At 64.8% G+C, this 21,381-nt stretch carries 15 protein-coding genes; 11 read left to right on the top strand and 4 right to left on the bottom strand.

All coding sequences use genetic code 11. The features are described from left to right. The first annotated feature begins 82 nt into the window (after positions 1–82). Both lpdA and zapE read left to right on the top strand, forming a co-directional pair. Positions 83–1,519: a dihydrolipoyl dehydrogenase gene (gene lpdA / locus Q8R75_RS14485; RefSeq protein ID WP_305626824.1), complete on the top strand. Its 1,437-nt coding sequence runs from the start codon at positions 83–85 to the stop codon at positions 1,517–1,519. Positions 1,520–1,528: 9 nt separating this feature from the next. Then, positions 1,529–2,671 (top strand): cell division protein ZapE, encoded by a 1,143-nt coding sequence (gene zapE / locus Q8R75_RS14480; RefSeq protein ID WP_305614783.1) that lies wholly within the window; start codon positions 1,529–1,531, stop codon positions 2,669–2,671. A 303-nt stretch (positions 2,672–2,974) separates the two neighbouring features. Here zapE and Q8R75_RS14475 read toward each other — a convergent pair whose 3' ends face one another. Further along, the gene (locus tag Q8R75_RS14475; protein WP_305614782.1) at positions 2,975–4,600 is read right to left on the bottom strand and encodes a hypothetical protein; all 1,626 of its coding nucleotides are present in this window, start codon (positions 4,598–4,600) and stop codon (positions 2,975–2,977) included. A 134-nt stretch (positions 4,601–4,734) separates the two neighbouring features. On the opposite strand from Q8R75_RS14475, the gene Q8R75_RS14470 reads away from it, so the two are divergent. From Q8R75_RS14470 to Q8R75_RS14460, 3 genes are all read left to right on the top strand, one after another. Next, positions 4,735–5,211, top strand: a complete 477-nt coding sequence (locus Q8R75_RS14470; RefSeq protein WP_305614781.1) for a cyclic nucleotide-binding domain-containing protein — start codon at positions 4,735–4,737, stop codon at positions 5,209–5,211. Positions 5,212–5,221: 10 nt separating this feature from the next. After that, positions 5,222–6,340, top strand: a complete 1,119-nt coding sequence (locus Q8R75_RS14465) for an AI-2E family transporter (protein ID WP_305614780.1) — start codon at positions 5,222–5,224, stop codon at positions 6,338–6,340. A 68-nt stretch (positions 6,341–6,408) separates the two neighbouring features. Further along, the gene (locus Q8R75_RS14460; protein WP_305614779.1) at positions 6,409–6,750 is read left to right on the top strand and encodes a hypothetical protein; all 342 of its coding nucleotides are present in this window, start codon (positions 6,409–6,411) and stop codon (positions 6,748–6,750) included. 40 nt (positions 6,751–6,790) lie between these two features. Here the strand turns inward: Q8R75_RS14460 and Q8R75_RS14455 are convergent, their stop codons facing one another. Both Q8R75_RS14455 and Q8R75_RS14450 read right to left on the bottom strand, forming a co-directional pair. Next, a complete protein-coding gene (locus Q8R75_RS14455; protein ID WP_305626822.1) occupies positions 6,791–9,019 on the bottom strand; it encodes a SulP family inorganic anion transporter in 2,229 nt (742 codons plus the stop codon). A 158-nt stretch (positions 9,020–9,177) separates the two neighbouring features. After that, entirely contained in the window at positions 9,178–12,354 is a 3,177-nt protein-coding gene (locus Q8R75_RS14450) for an error-prone DNA polymerase (protein WP_305663776.1), read from the bottom strand. Between the two features lie 628 nt (positions 12,355–12,982). On the opposite strand from Q8R75_RS14450, the gene Q8R75_RS14445 reads away from it, so the two are divergent. The 3 genes from Q8R75_RS14445 (at position 12,983) to Q8R75_RS14435 (ending at position 17,846) form a co-directional block, all read left to right on the top strand. Further along, complete coding sequence (locus Q8R75_RS14445) at positions 12,983–14,905, top strand: PrkA family serine protein kinase (protein WP_305614776.1); 1,923 nt, start codon at positions 12,983–12,985, stop codon at positions 14,903–14,905. A 62-nt stretch (positions 14,906–14,967) separates the two neighbouring features. Continuing rightward, on the top strand, positions 14,968–16,236 hold the full coding sequence (locus Q8R75_RS14440) for a YeaH/YhbH family protein (protein ID WP_305614775.1): 1,269 nt from the start codon (positions 14,968–14,970) through the stop codon (positions 16,234–16,236). Next, positions 16,233–17,846, top strand: coding sequence for a SpoVR family protein (locus Q8R75_RS14435; protein WP_305614774.1), 1,614 nt, complete (start codon positions 16,233–16,235; stop codon positions 17,844–17,846). The genes Q8R75_RS14440 and Q8R75_RS14435 overlap by 4 nt, the downstream gene beginning before the upstream one ends. Before the next feature lie 49 nt (positions 17,847–17,895). On the opposite strand, the gene Q8R75_RS14430 is transcribed toward Q8R75_RS14435, so the two are convergent. Then, complete coding sequence (locus tag Q8R75_RS14430; protein ID WP_305614773.1) at positions 17,896–18,288, bottom strand: LysR family transcriptional regulator; 393 nt, start codon at positions 18,286–18,288, stop codon at positions 17,896–17,898. Between the two features lie 144 nt (positions 18,289–18,432). Between Q8R75_RS14430 and modA the strand changes: the two genes are divergently transcribed. From modA to Q8R75_RS14415, 3 genes are read left to right on the top strand one after another with little or no spacing between them, the layout of a single operon-like run. After that, positions 18,433–19,218, top strand: a complete 786-nt coding sequence (modA, locus tag Q8R75_RS14425; RefSeq protein ID WP_305614772.1) for a molybdate ABC transporter substrate-binding protein — start codon at positions 18,433–18,435, stop codon at positions 19,216–19,218. A gap of 57 nt (positions 19,219–19,275) precedes the next feature. Then, positions 19,276–19,941: a molybdate ABC transporter permease subunit gene (gene modB / locus Q8R75_RS14420; RefSeq protein ID WP_305614771.1), complete on the top strand. Its 666-nt coding sequence runs from the start codon at positions 19,276–19,278 to the stop codon at positions 19,939–19,941. Beyond that, entirely contained in the window at positions 19,938–21,092 is a 1,155-nt protein-coding gene (locus Q8R75_RS14415) for an ABC transporter ATP-binding protein (protein ID WP_305614770.1), read from the top strand. The genes modB and Q8R75_RS14415 overlap by 4 nt, the downstream gene beginning before the upstream one ends. Positions 21,093–21,381: the final 289 nt, after the last annotated feature.

Below are 21,381 nucleotides of genomic sequence, written 5' to 3'. Positions count from 1 at the left end.
AAAGATGCAGGATGCAAGTGGAGACCTCCCCTTGCATCCTGATACTTGAATCCAGGATCTGTTTTTTGCGGAGCAAATGTAGATGTCCAAAGAATTTGATGTCGTCGTGATCGGTGCCGGTCCCGGCGGATATGTCGCAGCGATTCGCGCCGCCCAGCTGGGCCTGAATGCTGCCTGTATCGAGTACAACAGTTACGCCGACCCCAAGGGCGAGGTGCGGCTCGGCGGTACCTGCCTGAACGTGGGCTGCATTCCGTCCAAGGCGCTGCTGCAGTCGTCGGAGCTGTTCGAGCAGGCCAACCACAGCTTCGTGATGCACGGCATTTCGGTCGAGTCGCCGCGCATGGACGTCGGCGTGATGATGAAGCGCAAGAACAACATCGTCGATCAACTGACCAGCGGCATCCGCGGCCTGTTCAAGAAGAACAAGGTGACGCTGCTGAGCGGTCTGGGCAGTTTCGCCGGCCGCGAGGATGAAAAATGGAAGATCGCCGTGACGCGCAACGGTGAGACCGAACACGTGATGGCGAAGCACGTCGTCGTGGCGACCGGCTCGCGTGCACGCCATCTGCCGGACATTCCGGTCGACAACGAGGTGATCTGCGACAACGAGGGCGCGCTGGCGTTTGACGGTGCGCCGAAGCGTCTGGGCGTCATCGGCGCCGGCGTGATCGGGCTGGAACTGGGCAGTGTATGGAAGCGGCTCGGCGCTGAGGTGACCATCCTCGAAGCCGCACCGGACTTTCTTTCGGCAGCCGATGCGGCCATCACCAAGGAAGCCTGGAAAACCTTCACCGCGAAGCAGAAGCTCGGCATCAAGCTCGGCGCGAAAATCGGCAAGGTCGAACGCACGGCCGACGGCGTGCGCGTCGAGTACGAATTGAAGGACGAGCAGAAGGTGCTTGAGTGCGACCGCCTGATCGTATCGGTCGGTCGCATCCCGAATACCGATGGCCTCAACGCTGACGCGGTGGGCCTGAAGGTGAGCGAACGCGGTTTCATCGAGGTCGATGAGCAGTGCCGCACCAACCTTGCCAACGTATGGGCGGTCGGTGACGTCGTGCCGGGCCCGATGCTGGCGCACAAGGGCATGGAAGAGGGCGTGATGGTGGCCGAATGCATCGCCGGCCAGAAGGGCCACGTCAATCACGACACCGTGCCCTGGGTCATCTACACCCATCCGGAAATCGCCTGGGTCGGCAAGACCGAGGCGCAGCTCAAGGCGGCCGGCATCGAATTCAAGGCGGGCCAGATTCCGTTTGCGGCGAATGGCCGCGCGCTGGGGCAGGGTGACACCACCGGTTTCGTGCGCATGTACGCCTGCGCCGAAACCGATCGCATCCTCGGCGTACACGTGATCGGCAACAACGCGTCAGAGCTGATCGCTGAAGCTGTGGTGGCGATGGAGTTCGGTGCCTGCTCGGAAGACATCGCACGCATCTGCCATGCCCACCCAACATTGTCGGAAGTCATGCACGAAGCGGCACTGGCCTGCGACAAGCGACCTTTGCATTTCTGACACCGGGCGATGTCGCACGAAATACTCCAGGTGCCCGAATGGGGCATGATGGACGCCTTCGAGGCGGCACTCAAAACGCACGGCTATCAGGCTGACGCGTCACAGCGCGCCGCCGCCGAGAGGCTGCAGCAGCTCTACACCGAACTGCTCGGCTTCAAGGCGGCGCGCCGCACCCAATTGCGCAAGCTGCTGTCACGCGCGCAACCGCCGCGTGGCGTCTATTTCTGGGGCGGCGTCGGTCGCGGCAAGAGTTTCCTGATGGATTGTTTCTTCGATGCCGTGCCCTATCGACGCAAGAGACGCGTGCATTTCCACGCCTTCATGCAGCAGGTGCATGCGGCGCTGAAGCAGCACAAGTCGGAAGCCGACCCGTTGGCAAAGGTGGCCGACGATCTGGCGAAGTCTGCCCGGCTGCTGTGTTTCGACGAATTCCACGTATCCGACATCGCCGACGCGATGATGCTCGGCCGGCTGGTCGAGGCACTGTTCGAGCGTGGCGTGGTGCTGGTCGCCACGTCCAACTATCCGCCCGACGGGCTGTACCCGAACGGGCTCCAGCGGCAGAACTTCCTGCCCACGATCGAGCTGCTGAAGAAGAAGCTCGAGGTGTTCGAACTCGATGCCGGCATCGATTACCGGCTGCGATCGCTCGAACGCATGGACATCTACATGGTGCCCAACGGCGCCGACGCCGACCGTCGGCTGGAAGAGGATTTCCGCGAGCTGTGCGGCGAGCCATCGTCCGACGGCACGCTGGACATTCTCGGTCGCACGTTGAAGACCCATGCCTGCTCGCTGGGCGCGGTGTGGTTCGACTTCCAGGAAATCTGCGGCGGCCCGCGCTCGCAGAACGACTACCTCGAACTGGCGCGGCGATTCCACTCTGTCGTTCTGTCCGATGTGCCGAAGATGAGTCGCGAAAAGTCCAACGAGGCGCGCCGTTTCACCTGGCTGGTCGACGTGCTGTATGACTTCCGGGTCAAGCTCATCCTGTCGGCCGAAGTCGAGGCGCATCTGCTTTACACCGACGGCCCGAATGCCAACGAATTCACCCGCACGGTCAGCCGCCTGATCGAAATGCGCACCCGTGAATACCTCGCGTCGCCGCACCGGGTGGATTTCGCCGGCGGAGCGCCCGCGACGGTCAGTTGAGCGTTTTTTGGCAGGTGTCTGTCCCTGTGATCCCTGATCCCCGAACAGGGTCCGCTCCTACGAAAGGCAAGCAGCGTCGCAGTGTTCGTAGGAGCCGTCCCACGGTCGGCCCTGCATGGCCGACCGGCTCCACGGGCGGCGAGCGGTGCTCGCCGAAACCCCCGCGCCGCCCCCGCAGGCGATTCCGGTCTCCGAACACGTAATGGCGCATGAGCAGCGCGCGCATCGCGGACGGGGTCCGCTCCTACGAAAGGCAGCGGTGTTCGCCGAAACTCTCTCAGACGCGAGACCCGGTGAAACGCGCTATGCGCTGCGCAGGTGCAGGGCGCGGGCGATCAGGATGGCGCTGACGGGCATCAGCACGGCGATGGCGACCACGGTGAGCAGCAGTGATGTGAGATCGCTGTAGTTCGCGGCGGTCACCACGGCACCGGTGGCCGGGTCTTTCACTTCGCGCGCCAGCGTGAAGATCTGGTTCAGATATTTGGTGCCGAGCTGGCTGGCCGACAGCGCCAGATTGGTGAAGGACGCCATCACCGCGAAGAAGGTCGCCTTCAGATGGGCCGGTGCCGAATTGGCGATCCAGGCAAGCATTGGAATCATCGAAATCTGACCCAGCGGCGATTCGAGCGCGGTGTCGATCACCGCGATGAAGCGCGCGTCGACGACACCGCCTGTCACGCTGGCGGTCCACTCGTGCAGGCCCATGCTCATGCCCAGCGTGGGCATCGACAGCACGAAGCTGGCCGCGGTCAGGAAGCCCACGACGTAAAGGATGGACCGCTCGGCCATGAAGCGGCGGAACAGGAACATGCCGATCAGCGTCAGCGAACTGGCGATCAGCGACAGCACCGAAAAGAAGGCCTGGTCGAAGCCCAGCACGTCGATCGACCACCAGGAAACGCCGGGCCCGGTGCCTGGCGTCGCGCGGAACATGAAGATGACCAGCGCGGTGCCGATCAGCGTGTTGCGTGCCGTCGTGTCCAGTTCGCGGGTGAGCTTCGCCATCAGGAAAGCGATGATGACGAACGAACCGACGAAGATGATTTCCTGGTTCCATTTCAGGTTCGACAGCCCCATCGTCAGCGTGAAGGCCACGAAGGCTGCGCTGCCGCCGATGATCCACCAGTTGGGTCGGGTGTTTCCGTCCGGATCGCGCAGCAGCGCGGCTGCTTCGGCGCGCGACAGACCGCGCGCCATGTGTGCCCGCATGTGACGCATCCTGAGCAACGCCGCAAAGGCGACGCCGGCCACCGATACCGCCGGAATGACCAGCGCCATCAGATAGATGTCGCGATACAGCAGCACCTTTTCGGCTTCCGGCAGCGCTTCGCTGCCGGAAAACAGATAGAGGTTCACCAGTGCCACCAGCACGCTGCCGCCGATGATGGCGACCCGGCCGAGGGTCTGCATCGTGGTGTGCATCAGCTTCAGGCGTTCGGGCGTGACCGGCGTGCCGTCTTCCTCGACATGCGGCACCGCCTCGACCGTCATCGCGTCGGCCACCGCGTCCTGCAGCACGTAGCCGATCGGGCTCAACAGCGCGCTCAGCACGAACCAGGTGTTGATCGGCAGGATGGCTGCCATCGCGTCGCGTTCGGCGATCAGTCCAGCCATGATCAGCAGGCTGGCGGCGATGATGCCGGCGCCCAGATAGATCAGCAGGCTCTTGTAGCGCCATACCAGATCGACCAGATGGCCCATCGGAATTTTCAGCGCCCACGGGATGCCGACCCAGAAGCCCAATGCGGCAAGAAACTCCGCCGACAGTCCGAGGTAATCCTTGACGAAGAAGGTGCCGACGATGCCGGTCAGGCCCTGGATGCCGGCCGCCATGTAGACCATCAACGGCGGCAGGTACGAGAGGCGCATGTCGCGCCCGAGCGACAGGATGTTGAGGTCAATCCAGTGCAGCAGTCGGGATGTCATGTCTGTAATTATCGTTATGGCCGTGCCTGAGACCGGCAAGGATAGGGGGAATTCCGCACCCGGCGTACTTTTGCGCGCACAAAACTCGGTATGCTGCGGCGTTGATATCCACGCCCCACCCGACGGAGTCCGACGTGCGCTTGTTTGGCCGCCATGATGCACACGAAGCGCCGCATCCGCTGCGCCAGATCAAGCTGTTTTCGACCTTGAGCCGGCGCGAAATGCCGGTGGTGCAGGCGCTGCGCCACGAGCGCAACTACCTCGCGGGCGAGGTGGTGTTCGACGAAGGTGATGACGGCGAGGCGATCTACGCCATCGTGTCCGGCGAAGTCGAAATTCTGCGTCATGACGGCGGGCGCCAGCAGCGTCTGGCGGTTCTGGCCGCCGGCGAGGTGTTCGGCGAACTGGCGCTGCTCGATCAGGCACCCCGCGCAGCGCAGGCCCGCGCCACGGCCGACTGCATGCTGGTCGTGTTTTTCCGCGCCGACTTCATGAACCTGCTGGAAACCCACCCGAAGATCGCGTCGAAGATTGCGCTGTCGCTGGCGCGTCATCTCGGCAGCCGGCTGCGCCAGGCCAATGCCGGGCAGCGGCAGGACGGTCATCTGTGAGCGCGCTGGCATGAGGCGGCTGCGACCATCCGGCGCCGGGCCGCTTGCCTGGTGCGGCATCCTGCTGGCCACCACGCTGGCGCTCTATCTGTTCCAGCAGGTGCTGTGGCTGGTGCTGCCCTTCCTGTTCGGGCTCATCGCCTACTACTTTCTCGCATATCCGATGCAGCGGCTGATGTTCGCCGGCCTGTCGCAGGAATCGGCTGCCAACATCACGGTGGGCGTGTTCGCGCTGCTGCTGGTCGGCGCCTTTGCGTTCATGCTGCCGCGTTTTGCCGCGCAGGCGGTCGGCGTGCAGGAAACCGGCATGCGCTATCTGCAGGGGGGGCTGCTGCTGCTCGACCAGACACTGCGTGCGCTGGAGCAACAGTCCCGTTTCATGCGCGATGCGCATGTGGCCGACGCCGTGTCGTCCTACATTGCGGTGGCCGGCGAGGGCTTTGCCCAGAACCGGTTGCCATCGCTGATGATGTCGGTCGCCGCCTGGCTGCCGTCCATGCTGCTCGCACCTTTCCTCGCCTATTTCTTCCTGCGTGATGGCCGCCGCTTCCAGCGCTTCCTGGCGCGCGCGGTACCCAACGCCTACTTCGAGCGCACGCTGCATCTGCTGTACGAGGTCGACCGCACGACGCGCGCTTACTTCCAGGGGCTGGTCAAGCTCACCGTGCTCGATGCAGTCTGTCTGGCGGCCGGGTTGTGGGTCATCGGACTGTCGTCGCCCCTGACGCTGGGCATCATCACGGCGGTGCTGGCGTGGATTCCGTTTGTCGGCTCGGTCATCGGCTGCGCGCTGGTGGTCATGGTGGCTGCAACCGATTTTCCCGGTTCGCCGTCGATCGCTTACGCATCGATCGGCCTGTTCATCCTGGTGCGCCTGCTCGACGACTTCATCTTCATGCCGCTGACCATCGGCCGCAGTCTGCGCATGCATCCGCTGATCACCGTGCTGATGATTTTCGTCGGCGGTGCGGTCGCCGGTGTGGCCGGTCTGCTGCTGGTGCTGCCGGTGCTCGGCGTCATCATGGTGGTCGGCGAAACGCTGAGCATCGTGGCATCCGACCCGCGCCTGCGCGCCCGCCATGCGCACGCCCGCCGCCTGCGCTGGCAGGCGGTCACGCGCGACCTCTGATTGCCCGGGCATCTTCCGCCTCCCGATGGCCCTTGCTAGTATGACGATCGGGTTGATGGAGGAGCGACATGAAAAGGTATGCAACCAGACCGATTGCCGCAGACGCCGCGACCGCCCCGGACTGTCCGGCTGAGGGTTCGGGGGTCGCGCAGCTCAAGCACCTGCTCGATGTGCCGGCCGAAGCCTGCTTCCTCGGCTTCGCGCTGACGCACAGCGGTACCGGCGACTATCTGTGCCGGTCACCCGATCGCGCGCACGCGGCGCTTTGCAGCTGGTCTTGCGCCCCCGACAAGGCGGTTTTCTTCCGCAACTGGTCCGACACGCTGCAGGCGGCAGCAGTCCGCCCCGAGGTCGACATCGTGCTCATCTTCGACATCGGTGACGCGCTGCTGGTGTTTCCGGCACGCTAGAGCCAGACGCAGCTGTAACGTCATCGCATCGTGTCGGCGCTCAGTGCGGTCTCATGTAGCCGTGCAGCCGTATCGTCGTGTCGCGCAGCCGCTGCGCCAGTGTGCGTGCCAGATTGGCGTAAAGCAGATTGGCAATCTGCGGATGCTGTATCTGCAACTGTTCGAGTGCGGTGCGTTCCAGCACCAGACATTCAACCGTCGTGTCGGCGATCGCATCTGCCGTGCGCGGCTGATTTTCGATCAGGCCCATTTCCCCGACCACCAGACCGGCGCTGAGGCAGGCGATGCGTATCCGCGGCGCGTCGGCGGCGCCGGCGCGCAGGATGCTGACACTGCCCGCCTGCAGCACATACATGGCATCGCTGGCGTCGCCGGCGTTGAACAGCACGTCTCCGCGCACGTAAAGCCCGCGCCGCATCAGGCGCTCCAGCGTGGCGGCCTGGTCCGCGCTCATGCCGGCGCACAGATCGAGATGACGCAGCGTCGTGGCCGAGTCGAGTCGGCGGGTTGCCATACCCGAGTCCAGCACCTGGTTTTCCGCCCATTCGAGCGCTGCGTCGGCGTTGGCGAACCATCGCTTGCGCGGCAGACCCTGCGCCAGGCCGCTGCTGGCAAGAAAGGTCGCCCGCGCACCGGCCGGATCGAGGCCGGCCAGTGCGAGCCGTGTGTGACGGATACGCAGCCGCGTCGCCATGCGCGACAGTACCTGCGCGGCCGACAGGTCGATGTCGATCAGGCGGGAACAATCGAGCACGATGAAGCGGGCGTCCGCCAGGCGCGTTTCGATGACTTCTTCGAGTTCCTCGGCAGTGCCGAAAAACAACAATCCTTCAAGCTCGACCAGTGCGTAGCGCGTCGATTGCGACGCCAGCCTGATCTGCTGCCAGGCCGGCCTGACCTGCAGGCTGGACGCGACCGAACCGTCGGCGACGCGTCGCACGATGCTTTTGCTGTGATCGCGTGCGAAGAGGAACATGGCGCCCACCAGTCCGGCCGACACCGCCTCCAGCAGACCGACGAACGCCGCCACCAGCGTGACCAGGGCGCTGACGGCCAGATTCGACATCAGACGCCGTTCCGGCAGCGATCGGCCGCGCAGGCAGTCACGTACCGCATCAACGCTCCAGCGATCGGCCACGCCGGCGGACAGCAGCACCAGACCGGCGCCGATGGTCGAGTGTGGAAGCATGGCCAGCATGTCGAGGCCGAACAGCCACAGCAATGCAATCAGCAGGGCGTAGCACAGCGCCGGAACCCGCGTCCGGCCGCCCGCCGAATAGGCCGCATTGGCGCGCGATACGGCACCCGCGGCCGGCAGGGCGCCGGCCGCGGCGAGGGCGAGATTGGCACCACCGATTGCAGCAAGTTCGCGCCGGGTGTCGTGCCGGCTGTGAGTCAGCGTGTCGAGCCGGTTGGCAGCAAACAGGGTTTCCAGTGCCGACACCAGCGCGATGGCCACGCATGAGCCACCGAGCACGCGAAGCCAGTCGCCCGGGCCGTGCAGCGCCAATGCATCGGGCAGGTGCAGCAGGTGGTCGAAGCTGAGCCGGGTGTCGGCCAGTGTGCCCAGTGTCAGGCCCATCGCCATGCCGCGTGAAGCCAGTGCGTGATGCAGCAATGCGCCGACACACAGCAGCACGGGCAGGAAAGGCCGCTCCGGCCAGCGTTGCTGCAGCACGAAGCCGGGCAGCACGATGACCGCCGCCACCAGCGCCGGGCCGGATGACAGGTGCCAGGTGCCGCCCTGCATGAAAACCAGCTTCAGCCCGCCGAGCAGCATCAGCAGCGCGACGCCGTTGAAGAACCCGGCCTGTACCGGATAGGGGATGTAGCGCACGAAGCGACCCCAGCCGGCGGCTGCGGTCGTCAGCTGCAGCAGGGCGGCGCCGGCGAGAGCCAGGCCCATCAGGATGAGTGCGCCGTCCTGATGCGGTATGCCGGGCAGCCAGTTGGCCTTGATCAGCGTATGTCCGATCAGGGCCGACACGATGAGCGCCAGCGCCGGTCGTGCGCCGTGTATCTGTCCGACCCGGCTGCCCAGTGACAGGGCGACCAGCGTGCCCAGCATGCCCGCGAGCATGGCCGCGAGAATGCCGCGTCCTTCCATCGCCAGACCCAGAGGCGCCATGGCGAGCAGGCCGTAGCTAAGTTCGTTCGGGATTGATCCGGCCGCAACGGTCACGCCCGCGCCGATTTCCTTTCGCCAGTTTCGGGGTCCGACCGGCTTTGATTCGTCAGGGACTGTGCTCGACGGCGGTGGCGTACTCATGTGAAGGATGCAGGTATTGTTGTTATGCGCCTGAGCGGGGTGGGCTCATGCCATCGGCTGCGATTCGGGTGAACAACCTCGCACCATCGCATCCGATTGTTTCAATTTTGCGTCAGGACGTCGCGCTGTTGCGATGCCCATGCGGACGACCGCTGACGTCAGTGAAAGTCCCGGCTGCGCGGCGTCAATGCGCCGAGCAGCGGCGAGCGGTCGACCAGCCGACGGGCGATCAGGTGGATCACCTCGCCTTCGCGCGACACCTGGCCGTAGATGCCGAGCAGTGTGGCGCCGAGCACTTCGCTGCGCTGCCTCTCCTGCAGGTCCTTGTGCACGATGATGTTGGCCAGCCCGGTTTCGTCTTCGACGGTGACGAACATGACGCCGCTGGCCGTACCGGGACGCTGGCGGCAGGTGACGATGCCGGCGGCGCGCGCCAGTGCGCGGTCGGGCAGGCGGCGCAGTTCGGCCGCAGTGATGAAGCGCTGCGCGGCGAGCTGGCTGCGCAGCAGCGCCAGTGGGTGGCGGCCCAGCGTGAAGCCCAGGCTGGCATAGTCGGCCACGATGTCCTCGCCTTCGCGCGGTGCGGCCAGCGCCAGTATCGTCTCGTTCACCGGCGCGTCGCGCAGCAGCGCGTCGGGCCGGCGCGCGGCGGCCTGCCAGTGCGCCTGGTGACGGTTGCCGGCCAGTGACTGCAGCGCGCCACCGCTGGCCAGACAACCGAGCTGCCGGCGGTCCAGCCGGGCGCGGCGGGTCAGGTCGTCGACATTCGACAACGGCGCCTGTGCGCGCGCCGCCACGATGCGCCGCACCGAGTCCTGCTCCATCCCCTTGATCATGCGCAGGCCCAGACGCACGCCCGGTAACGCGTTGTGCGTTTCTGCTTCGAGCACGCAGTCCCAGCCGCTGACCGATACATCGGCCGGCCTGATGTCGACACCGTGTGCACCCGCATCGGCGATCAGTTGCGCCGGCGCGTAGAAACCCATGGGCTGGCTGTTCAGCAGGCCGCACAGGAAGGCGGCCGGGTGGTGGCACTTGAGCCAGGAGGAGATGTACACCAGCAGCGCAAAGCTTGCGGCGTGCGATTCCGGGAAGCCATAACCGGAAAAACCTTCGATCTGGCGGTAGATCTGCTCGGCGAATTCCGGCGTGTAGCCGTTCTTCAGCAGGCCGTCGGTCAGCTTCTGCTGGAATTTTTCCATCGTGCCGCGCTGCCGCCAGGCCGCCATCGAACGGCGCATCTGGTCGGCTTCGCCGGCGGTGAAACCGGCAGCGACCATGGCCAGCTGCATCACCTGTTCCTGGAAGATGGGCACGCCCAAGGTGCGTTCGAGCACCGGGCGCAGCGCGTCCGACGGATAGTCGATGCGTTCCGGTGGCAGGTGGCGGCGCGCCAGATAGGGATGCACCATGCCGCCCTGTATCGGCCCCGGCCGCACGATGGCGACCTGGATCACCAGATCGTAGTAACGGCGCGGCCGCAGTCGCGGCAGCATGTTCATCTGCGCGCGCGACTCGACCTGGAACACGCCGGTCGACTCGCCGCGGCACAGCATGTCGTAGGTCGCCGGGTCTTCGGGCGGAATATCGGCCAGGGTGCGCGGGGCTTTTCCTGCCGCGGCCGGAACCCCGTCTTCAAACACTGCCAGTGCGTCAAGCGACTTGCGGATGGCGGTCAGCATGCCCAGCGCCAGCACGTCCACCTTCATCAGGCCGAGCGCTTCGAGGTCGTCCTTGTCCCACTGGATGACGCAGCGCCCGGCCATGCGTGCGTTTTCGATCGGCACCAGCCTTGAGAGCCGGCCGCGTGCGATGACGAAGCCGCCGACGTGCTGCGACAGGTGGCGCGGGGCGCCGATCAGTTCGTTCGACAGTTCGAGCAGCAACTGCACGCGCGGCGCTTCGGGCCGGAAGCCGGCTTCGAGCAGGCGGTCTTCGCGTACGCGGCCGCCGTCCCACCACATGTGGCCCTGCGTGAGCCGGTCGAGTGCATCGTCGGTGTAGCCGAGTGCGCGGCCGACATCGCGCAGCGCCGAGCGCGGCCGGTAGGTGGTCAGGCTGGCGGCCAGGGCGGCACGGTCGCGGCCGTACTTGCCATAGATGTACTGGATGACCTCTTCGCGCCGCTCGTGTTCGAAGTCGACGTCGATGTCCGGCGCCTCGTTGCGTTCGCGCGAAATGAAGCGGCCGAACAGCATGTTGGCGCGCCAAGGGTCGACTTCGGTCACGCCGATGCAGTAGCACACGGCCGAATTCGCGGCCGACCCGCGGCCCTGGCACAGGATGCCTTGCGCGCGGGCCCAGGCGACGATGTCGTAGACGGTCAGGAAGTAGGGCTCGTACCCCAGCTCGGCGATCAGCGCGAGTTCGACCTCGATCTGTTCGCGCATCTCCTGTGCCTTGCGCGCGAAGGTGGCGGCGTCCAGCGCAACGATGCCGCGGATCTGCGCACAGCGCTCGACGTAGCCGCGCTCGGTCAGCTCGCGCAGCCAGGAGGTCGTCGTGTGGCCGGGCGGCGCGATTTCCTCCGGGTATTCGTAGCGCAGTTCGTCGAGCGAGAACCGGCAGCATGCCGCCACCTTCAGGGTTTCGGCCCGCAGCGCTGCGGGGTAGATACCGGCCAGCTTGTGCGGCAGACGCAGGTGGCGCTCGCCGTTGGCGTACAGCGCGTAGCCACAGTCGGCCAGCGTGCGCCCGAGCCGTATCGCGGTCATCGTGTCCTGCAGGCGGCGGCGTTTGCGCACATGCATGTGCACGTCGCCGGCGGCGCACAGCGGCAGCCCGCTGGCGGCACCGATGGCCTGCAGCCGGTACAGCCGCGTGGCGTCGTCCGGACCGTGGTGCAGTTCGACGGCCAGCCAGGCACGTTCGGCGAAGCGCTGCTTGAGCCAGCCGGCGTGCGCCGACAGCGCAGCGTCCGTGTCGGGCAGCGCAGTGCCAGGCACCAGCAGCGCGATGCAGCCGGGCAGGCCGTCGTCGAGATCGGCGCAGCTCAGCTGGTAGCGGCCTTTCTCTGCCCGCATGCGACCGAGCGTGATCAGTTCCGACAGGTTGCCGTAACCGTCGCGGTCGCAGGCCAGCAGGACCAGCTTCGGCCCGTCGGCCAGTTGCACTTCGCAGCCGATGATCAGTTTCATCCGCGGTTCGGGCAGGTTGCGCCAGGCCAGGTGAGCGCGTGCGGCGCCGGCCAGCGAACATTCGTCGGTGATGGCCAGCGCCGCATAGCCCAGCCCCGCAGCGCGCGTCACCAGTTCGTCCGGGGCGGAGGCGCCGCGCAGGAAGGTGAAGTGGCTCAGGCAATGCAGTTCGGCGTATTCGACGGGTGGGGCTGGCATGGTGCATCGGCACGAATGAATGGACTGCACGGGATGCTGTGATTCTATACAGTAATCCGGGCGGAGCGAATCGCGCGCTGCGGCATCGGTCGGACTTCCGTCAGGCACCTTGATGGTGCATATCCGGGCGCTGTCAGTGCATGGCGAAGCGAGATGCAGCGCAAGCCGCAACAAGCGCCGGATACGTCTCCCCGGTGGTCGGTCGTGGCAACTTCCGCCTGCAAGCGGCGTGCTGCGAGGCTGTCTCCGACTCCGCCACCCGGTCATCCGGAGCAGCCATCTGCAAACTTGCCGGATATCCGTTGCGAACTGGACCGCTACTTGCTGAACACCGGTCAACGGTCTGGATTGCCGGCGCGTCAACCGTGTGAAAGAGGAAGTGTGTCGCGCGTCGATCGGGCCGCCCGTACCGGGAACTTAGAGGGCGTCGCGACATCGACTCATCAGGTGTTCCGGCGTTGCGCGGCACTGGCGTTCAATCGGATCAGAATGGTGATTGCGGTGTTTATCGAACTTTGCGTATGCGCTGCCGTAGACCAAGCTGAAAGCAGGGCGAACGATAGTGCGCCGCAGGCTGCGCGTGCCGGGCAACAGGTGTTTTGCAGGTCAACGGATTGTGGAGATCAACATGGACATCGTCAGTCATTTCGCCGCACGCTACGAACGCACGCGTGAGGAAGAACTTTCGCTGGAAGAGTATCTGGCGGAGTGCAAACGCGACCCGCTGAGCTACGCCAGCGCGGCCGAGCGCATGCTGAAGGCGATCGGCGAACCGCAGACGGTGGATACCCGCAACGATCCGCGGCTGTCGCGGCTGTTTGCCAACAAGGTGATCAAGATCTATCCGGCCTTCGCCGAGTTCTACGGCATGGAAGACGCGATCGAGCAGGTCGTGAGCTACTTCCGCCACGCCGCCCAGGGGCTGGAAGAGAAGAAGCAGATCCTCTATCTGCTGGGGCCGGTGGGTGGCGGCAAGTCGTCGATCGCCGAGCGGCTGAAGTCGCTGATGCAGGAAGTGCCGTTCTATGCGATCAAGGGTTCGCCGGTGAATGATTCGCCGCTCGGACTGTTCGATGCGACCGAAGACGCTGCCATCCTGGAGAAGGAATACGGCATCCCGCGCCGCTACCTCAATCGCATCCTGTCGCCCTGGGCGGTCAAGCGGCTGGAAGAATTCGGTGGCGACATCCGCAAGTTCCGCGTGGTCAAGCGTTACCCGTCGGTACTCAAGCAGGTCGGCATCGCCAAGACCGAGCCGGGCGACGAAAACAACCAGGACATTTCGAGCCTGGTCGGCAAGGTGGACATCCGCAAGCTGGAAACCTTCGCGCAGGACGATCCGGATGCCTACAGCTTTTCCGGCGGCCTGTGCCTGGCCAATCAGGGTCTGCTCGAATTCGTCGAAATGTTCAAGGCGCCGATCAAGGTGCTGCATCCGCTGCTGACCGCGACCCAGGAAGGCAACTTCAAGGGCACCGAAGGTTTCGGAGCCATCCCGTTCGACGGTGTGGTGCTGGCGCACTCGAACGAGAGCGAATGGAAAGCCTTCCGCAACAACAAGAACAACGAAGCCTTCCTCGACCGCATCTACATCGTCAAGGTGCCGTACTGCCTGCGCGTGTCCGAAGAGGTGAAGATCTACGAAAAGCTGCTGCGCGGCTCGTCGCTGGCCGAAGCCATCTGCGCCCCGGGCACGCTGAAGATGATGGCGCAGTTCGCCACGCTGACCCGCTTGAAGGAACCGGAAAATTCCAGCCTGTATTCCAAGATGCAGGTGTACGACGGCGAAAACCTGAAGGACACCGATCCGCGCGCCAAGAGCTATCAGGAATACCGCGACTACGCGGGCGTGGACGAAGGCATGAGCGGCGTATCCACGCGCTTCGCGTTCAAGATCATTTCCAAGGTGTTCAACTTCGATTCGACTGAGGTCGCCGCCAATCCGGTGCACCTGATGTACGTGCTCGAGCAGCAGATCGAACGCGAACAGTTTCCGCAGGATGTCGAGCAGAAGTACATTTCGTTCATCAAGGAACACCTGTCGCCGCGCTACGCCGAATTCATCGGCAAGGAAATCCAGACCGCCTACCTGGAAAGCTACAGCGAGTACGGCCAGAACATTTTCGACCGCTACGTCACCTACGCCGACTACTGGATTCAGGACAGCGAGTACCGCGACACTGACACCGGCGAGGTGTTCGACCGCGCGTCGCTGAACGCCGAGCTGGAAAAGATCGAAAAGCCGGCCGGCATCAGCAACCCGAAGGATTTCCGCAACGAAATCGTCAATTTCGTGTTGCGTGCGCGGGCCAACAACGGCGGCAAGAATCCGGTGTGGAGCAGTTACGAAAAGCTGCGCACGGTGATCGAGAAGAAGATGTTCTCCAACACCGAAGAACTGCTGCCGGTGATCAGCTTCAATGCCAAGGCGAGCGCCGACGACGCCAAGAAGCACGAAGACTTCGTCACCCGCATGGTGGACAAGGGCTACACCTCGAAGCAGGTCAGACTACTGTGCGAGTGGTACCTGCGTGTGCGCAAGAGCTCGTGAGGGCGCCAGCGCACAGGCAAGGACGTAGAAGTCGGATCGACTGACGGCTCGGAGAACACATCTTGCAGCAGATCATTGATCGACGGCTGGCCGGCAAGAACAAATCCATCGGCAACCGCGAACGCTTCCTGCGCCGCCACAAGGAGCAGATCCGCGAGGCGGTGCGCCGGGCCGTGGAAGGGCGCGGCATCCGCGACATCGCGCAGGGCGAGGACATCCACATCCCTCGGCGCGACATCAGCGAGCCGGTGTTCGGTCACGGCCAGGGCGGCAAGCGCGAAATGGTGCATCCGGGCAACAAGGACTTCGTGCGTGGCGACCGCATCGAGCGGCCCAAGGGCGGGCAGGGTGGCTCCGGGCAGGCCAGCGACGCCGGCGGCGGTGAGGACGACTTCGTTTTCCACCTGTCGAAGGAAGAGTTCATGCAGGTCTTCTTCGATGACCTCGCGCTGCCCAACCTGATCCGTACCACGCTGGCCGACACGCCGGAATACAAGACGCACCGTGCCGGCTTTTCCAGCGACGGCACACCGAACAACCTGCATGTCGTGCGCTCGATGCGCGGCGCCATCGGCCGGCGCATTGCGCTCGGCAGCGAATCGCGGCGCGAACTGCACCGGCTCGAAGACCTGCTGGTCGAATTGCGCGCCCAGCCGGTCAGCGCCGAGCGGCTGCACGAAATCGAACAACTTGAAACTGACATTGCGGCGCTGCGCGCTCGCATCGACCGCATTCCCTACCTCGACCCGATAGACCTGCGCTATCGCAGCCGGGTGCGCACGCCGGTGCCGACGGCCAAGGCGGTCATGTTCTGCGTGATGGACGTGTCCGGCTCGATGGACGAGGCGCGCAAGGACCTGGCCAAGCGCTTCTTCATCCTGCTCTATCTGTTCCTGACACGGCACTACGAAAAGATCGACATCGTGTTCATCCGCCATCACACACAGGCGCAGGAGGTGGACGAGCACGACTTCTTCCACGCCACCGAAACCGGCGGCACCGTGGTGTCGAGCGCGCTCGTGCTGATGGAAGAAATCATCCGCGCGCGCTATCCGCGCAACGAGTGGAACGTCTACGGCGCGCAGGCCAGCGACGGCGACAACTGGCACGACGACAGTCCGCGCTGCCGCCAGTTGCTGGAACACGGCATCCTGCCGCTGTGCCGTTACTTCGCCTACATCCAGGTGGTCGAACAGGAACAGAACCTGTGGCACGAGTACGCCTCGCTGGCCGAAGCGTCCGATACGTTCGCAATGCGCAAGGCGAGCGAGGTCGACCAGATCTACCCGGTGTTCCGCGACCTGTTCAGGAAGGAAGGGGCGGCAAAATGAGCGATACCTTCAATCGCCGGCATGTCGGTCAGGCGGCCACGCCCGACGAGTACGGCGGTCGCCGCCCGCGCCCGCCGCTGCGCGTGCCGCTGCCGCCCACTGATCGACCTGCGCAGACGCTGCCCGGTCCGAGCGACTGGACCTTCGACCTGATCGATCAGTATCACGCGGTAATCCGCGCGACCGCCGAGCGCTTCAGCCTCGACACTTATCCGAACCAGCTGGAAATCATCACCGCCGAACAGATGATGGACGCCTACGCGTCGGTCGGCATGCCGGTCAATTACCGGCACTGGAGCTACGGCAAGGAGTTCATCAGCACCGAAAAGAACTACCGGCGCGGCCAGATGGGGCTGGCCTACGAGATCGTCATCAACAGCAACCCTTGCATCAGCTATCTGATGGAAGAGAACACGATGGCCATGCAGGCCCTCGTGATCGCGCACGCCGCCTATGGGCACAACAGCTTCTTCAAGGGCAACTACCTGTTCCGCATGTGGACCGACGCGGGCTCGATCGTCGATTACCTTGTCTACGCAAAGAACTACGTCGCGGCCTGCGAGGAGCGGCACGGTGTCGATGCGGTCGAACTGCTGCTCGACAGCTGCCATGCGCTGATGAATTACGGCGTCGATCGCTACCGTCGCCCGGGCAAGCTGAGCCTGACCCAGGAACTGGAGCGCGCGAAAGACCGCGAGGCCTACGCGCAGCAGCAGGTGAATGAAATCTGGCGCACCCTGCCGCCGAAGTCGGGCAAGGACGCCGGAGAAAAGGAACAGGCGCGCTTTCCGGCCGATCCGCAGGAAAACCTGCTGTATTTCATCGAGAAGAACGCGCCGCTGCTCGAACCCTGGCAGCGCGAAATCGTGCGCATCGTGCGCAAGATTGCGCAGTATTTCTACCCGCAACGCCAGACCCAGGTGATGAACGAAGGCTGGGCGACGTTCTGGCACCACCACCTCCTGAACACGATGTACGACGACGGCTATCTCGAAGACGGCATCATGATCGAGTGGTTGAAGTCGCACACCAATGTGGTGTTCCAGCCGCCGGTCGATCACCCGGCCTACAGCGGCATGAATCCGTACGCGCTGGGTTTTGCGATGTACAGCGACATCAAGCGCATCTGCGAGGCGCCGACCGACGAAGACCGTTACTGGTTTCCGGACATCGCCGGCCGCGACTGGCTGGAAACGCTCGACCACGCGATGCGCAATTTCAAGGACGAAAGTTTCATCGGCCAGTATCTGTCGCCGCGTGTCATGCGCAATTTCCGGCTGTTTTCCATCGTTGACGACGAGGTGGATCCGACGCTGGAAGTGTCGGCCATCCATGACGAGGCGGGTTACCGCAGCCTGCGCGAAGCCATGTCGCGCCAGTACGATCTGGGCTCGCGCGAGCCGAACATCCAGGTGTGGTCGGTCAATCTGCGCGGCGACCGCTCGCTGATGCTGCGCCACACGCAGCACAACGAGCGCCCTTTGCACGACAACGCCTACGAAGTGCTCAAGCATGTAGCCCGGCTGTGGGGTTTTCCGGTGCATCTGGAAAGCGTCGGCAGCCTGGGCAATGTGTCGCGCCGCTGGACCGTGGACCCGAGCACGGCCTGACCCGGTTTTCGCTGCATCACAAGCTACGCGTCGATTCCGGTCTGGCGTTTCAGGTCTGCTCGCGCGGGCCTGCGCCCGGCCGGATCAGTGCCACCAGTTCGGGCAGGCGGCGCGCCGCGGCGATGCGCGCGTCCTCCTCGATCGCGCGGTAGAGCGCGAGCACCTGTTCGCCGGTTGCCGTGAGCCGGGCACCGCCGCCCGCCGCGCCGCCGCGCTGCTTGGTGACCAGCGGTTCGATGAAGTCCTTGTTCATGGCGTCGACCAGCGACCAGATGCGCTGGTAACTCATGCCGAGCCGGCGTCCGGTTTCAGCCAGTGAGCCCGTCGCGGCGATGCCCTGCAACACGTCTGCCTTGCCGGGGCCGATCGCGACCGCGTGCTTGATCTGCACGCGGAACCGCGTGCTGTGTTCGGCTGTGTCGGGCGCAGCGTTTGTGTTCATCGTTGATCGCGGTCCATCGCTGTCGATGGACGAACTTCAGTCAGAGTGATGCATGGAAGATCCTGCACGGCGTACGGTACTCGTTATACTCAGCGAACGATATCCATACGAATATATATCGAACCGTTCGGAGACGCGTCGCCCGTGAAACCTGTTCGCTTGATCCACCGAATCCTGCTGCTGTGCGTCGTTGCCTGGTCCGTCGCGTCGTTTGCGCGCGCGGCCGAACCGCCCACCGTGGCGGCGGCGTCCGATCTGAAGTTTGCCATCGAAGAGCTTGCGGTGCGCTTCGAGCGCGACACCGGCCACAAGCTGCGTCTCGTGTTCGGGTCGTCCGGCAACTTCTTCTCGCAGATCCGGCAGGGCGCACCGTTTCATCTATTCATGTCGGCGGACGAAGATTTCGTGTTCAAGCTCGCCGAACTGGGGCTTACGCAGGACCGCGGCCGACTATACGCTTACGGGCGGATCGGCTTGATGGTGCCGAAGGGCTCGCCTCTGAAGGCCGACGGCGAACTGAAGGATCTGGCGCTTGCACTGCGCGACGGGCGACTGAAGAAGTTCGCGATAGCCAACCCGGAACATGCGCCGTACGGTGCGCGCGCGAAAGAGGCGCTGCTGCATGCCGGGCTGTGGGCCGACATCGAACCGCGTCTGGTGCTGGGCGAAAACATCTCGCAGGCGGCCCAGTTCGCGACTTCCGGTTCGGCTCAGGGCGGGATCATCGCGTTGTCGCTGGCCATGGCGCCCCAGGTGGGCGGACTTGGAGATTTCGCGCTGATACCCGAAAGCTGGCATCGGAAACTGGCCCAGCGCATGGTGCTGCTGCGCGATGCGCCGCCCGCCGCCCGTGCCTTCTACCATTACGTGGCGACGCCGACCGCGCAGGACGTCATGCGTCGCTACGGTTTTGAAATGCCGAAGGAGTGACCATGCATCCATCACCGCGGCTGACGCCAGCCTGCTGGTCCGCAAACCGGGGCTGACATGGACTGGCAGGCCTTTTCGCTGTCGATCGAACTTGCAGCGGTGACGCTGCTGGTGCTGTTGCCATTCGGCGTACTGGCCGGGCGCTGGCTGGCGCGGACACGCTTTTACGGCAAGGCGTGGGTCGAAGCGTTCGTCGTGCTGCCGCTGGTGCTGCCGCCGACGGTGCTGGGTTACTACCTTCTGGTGTCGCTCGGCGCCGGCTCGCCGCTGGGGCGCTGGCTGCTCGACAGCTTCGATGTCAGGCTGACCTTCAACTTCGCCGGCCTGTTGATTGCATCGCTGGTATTCAACATTCCATTCATCGTGCAGCCGGTGCAGCGCGCATTCGAAGCGATACCCGGGAACCTCGCCGAAGCGGCGGCTGTTTGCGGGCTGAGCGGCTGGCAGACCTTCTGGCGCGTTGAACTGCCGCTGGCCTGGCCGGGCATCCTGTCGGCGATGGTGCTCACCTTTGTCCATACGCTGGGCGAATTCGGCGTGGTGCTGATGATGGGCGGCAGCATTCCGGGCGAAACCAAGACGGTGGCCATTTCCATCTATGACCGCGTACAGTCGTTTGACCTCGCCGGTGCCGACCGCATGGCGTTGCTGCTGCTGCTGTTGTCGCTCGGGGCGGTGGCGGCGTCGTTCTTCGCGTCGGCCAGACTGGTGGCCAGACGATGAGCGGCGGGGGCGATGCCCGGCGCGCCTTGCGCGTCGATATCGATCAGAGCGAACCGATGCCGCTGCGCGGCCGCTTCGAGTGCGCGGCCGGCGAACTGCTCGCACTGGTCGGACCATCGGGCGCTGGCAAGACGTCGATGCTGCGCGTACTGGCCGGGCTGATGCGCCCGCAGCGCGGCCTCATCGAGGTCGGCGGGCAGCTGTGGTGCGACAGTGATCAGGGCGTCTTCCTGCCGCCACAGCGTCGGCATGTCGGACTGGTGTTCCAGAACTACGCATTGATGCCGCATCTGAGCGCAGCCGACAACGTCGCACTGGCCATGCTGCATCTGCCGGCGGCCGAGCGCGACGCTCAGGCCCGGCGCTGGCTGGACCATGTACGCCTGTCCGGCGAGCAGCAACAGCGGCGGCCGGGCACGCTGTCGGGTGGCCAGCAGCAGCGTGTGGCGGTGGCGCGTGCGCTGGCCCGCGAACCGAAGCTGCTGCTGCTCGACGAACCGTTTTCAGCGGTCGACCAGATGAGCCGGCAGGGGCTGTACCGCTTGCTGGCCCAGTTGCGCAGCGACCTCGACATCCCGATCCTGCTGGTGACCCATGACCTGAACGAGGCGCGCCTGCTGGCCGACCGTCTGGTGGTGATGGATGCCGGCGCGGTACTGCAGGAGGGGCCGCCCGAGCACATCCACCGGGCGCCGCGCAATGCGCGTGTGGCTGATCTGGTGGGCATGCACAACCGTTTCCAGGGCGTCTGGGTGGGGCCGTCGGGTCGCGCCGGCTGGGGCTTGCTGAAGTGGGTGACCGAGTCTGGTGGCGAGGGGGAGGGCGAAGCCATGCTGCTCGAAGTGCGCGACAAGGGAAAGATCAAGCCGGGCCAGCCGGTGAACTGGGTCGTGCCGGGTGACGGCATCCTGCTCGGCGCCGATGGCAGCGGTCAGACACTGGACGCGCGGGTGAGCGACGCCCGCCATCTGGGCGAAATCACGCTCGCATCGCTCACGCTGGAGCGCAATCCGCAGATCAGTCTGCGCATCACGCTGGCCGGGCCGCAACGCCAGCGCATCGCCAACGGCGACCGGCTGGCCGTGCGTCTCGATTCAGCCCTGGTGCACGTGATGCCGCTGCACCCGCGTCCGCCTGCGGTGACGACGTAGCCCGCCGATCGATACGGTCGTGTGGAGCGCGTTACATTGCTTGACGGTCCAGCGCTCAAGTTCGCACCTCGCGTGCCGAAGCACTTGAATCCACTGTCCTTTCGATCATGCATGAAGATTTCGGACTTCAAGTGCCACCGCCCGGGCGTCCGGGCAAGCCGTTCTGTCGTGGGCAAGGTACACGACAGTTGCAGGTCGCCGACGGTGTCCGGTCGGCACGCCGCCCGGCTGTCGATACCCGCTCCTCGTGTCTGATTTCCAGCAAAGGCCGAACCTGCCTGGCGCAGTC

The organism is Methyloversatilis sp. (assembly GCF_030696805.1).
Classification (GTDB): domain Bacteria; phylum Pseudomonadota; class Gammaproteobacteria; order Burkholderiales; family Rhodocyclaceae; genus Methyloversatilis.
This window is presented reverse-complemented; position numbering and strand designations above follow the sequence as displayed.

Excerpts from the sequence above, each read along its gene's own strand:
- Q8R75_RS14455 (WP_305626822.1), bottom strand. The coding sequence starts at position 9,019 with ATGAGTACGCCACCGCCGTCGAGCACAGTCCCTGACGAATCAAAGCCG.
- zapE (WP_305614783.1), top strand. The coding sequence starts at position 1,529 with ATGTCGCACGAAATACTCCAGGTGCCCGAATGGGGCATGATGGACGCC.
- Q8R75_RS14430 (WP_305614773.1), bottom strand. The coding sequence starts at position 18,288 with ATGAACACAAACGCTGCGCCCGACACAGCCGAACACAGCACGCGGTTC.
- Q8R75_RS14450 (WP_305663776.1), bottom strand. The coding sequence starts at position 12,354 with ATGCCAGCCCCACCCGTCGAATACGCCGAACTGCATTGCCTGAGCCAC.
- Q8R75_RS14475 (WP_305614782.1), bottom strand. The coding sequence starts at position 4,600 with ATGACATCCCGACTGCTGCACTGGATTGACCTCAACATCCTGTCGCTC.
- Q8R75_RS14445 (WP_305614776.1), top strand. The coding sequence starts at position 12,983 with ATGGACATCGTCAGTCATTTCGCCGCACGCTACGAACGCACGCGTGAG.
- Q8R75_RS14415 (WP_305614770.1), top strand. The coding sequence starts at position 19,938 with ATGAGCGGCGGGGGCGATGCCCGGCGCGCCTTGCGCGTCGATATCGAT.
- modB (WP_305614771.1), top strand. The coding sequence starts at position 19,276 with ATGGACTGGCAGGCCTTTTCGCTGTCGATCGAACTTGCAGCGGTGACG.
- Q8R75_RS14435 (WP_305614774.1), top strand. The coding sequence starts at position 16,233 with ATGAGCGATACCTTCAATCGCCGGCATGTCGGTCAGGCGGCCACGCCC.
- Q8R75_RS14465 (WP_305614780.1), top strand. The coding sequence starts at position 5,222 with ATGAGGCGGCTGCGACCATCCGGCGCCGGGCCGCTTGCCTGGTGCGGC.
- lpdA (WP_305626824.1), top strand. The coding sequence starts at position 83 with ATGTCCAAAGAATTTGATGTCGTCGTGATCGGTGCCGGTCCCGGCGGA.
- Q8R75_RS14460 (WP_305614779.1), top strand. The coding sequence starts at position 6,409 with ATGAAAAGGTATGCAACCAGACCGATTGCCGCAGACGCCGCGACCGCC.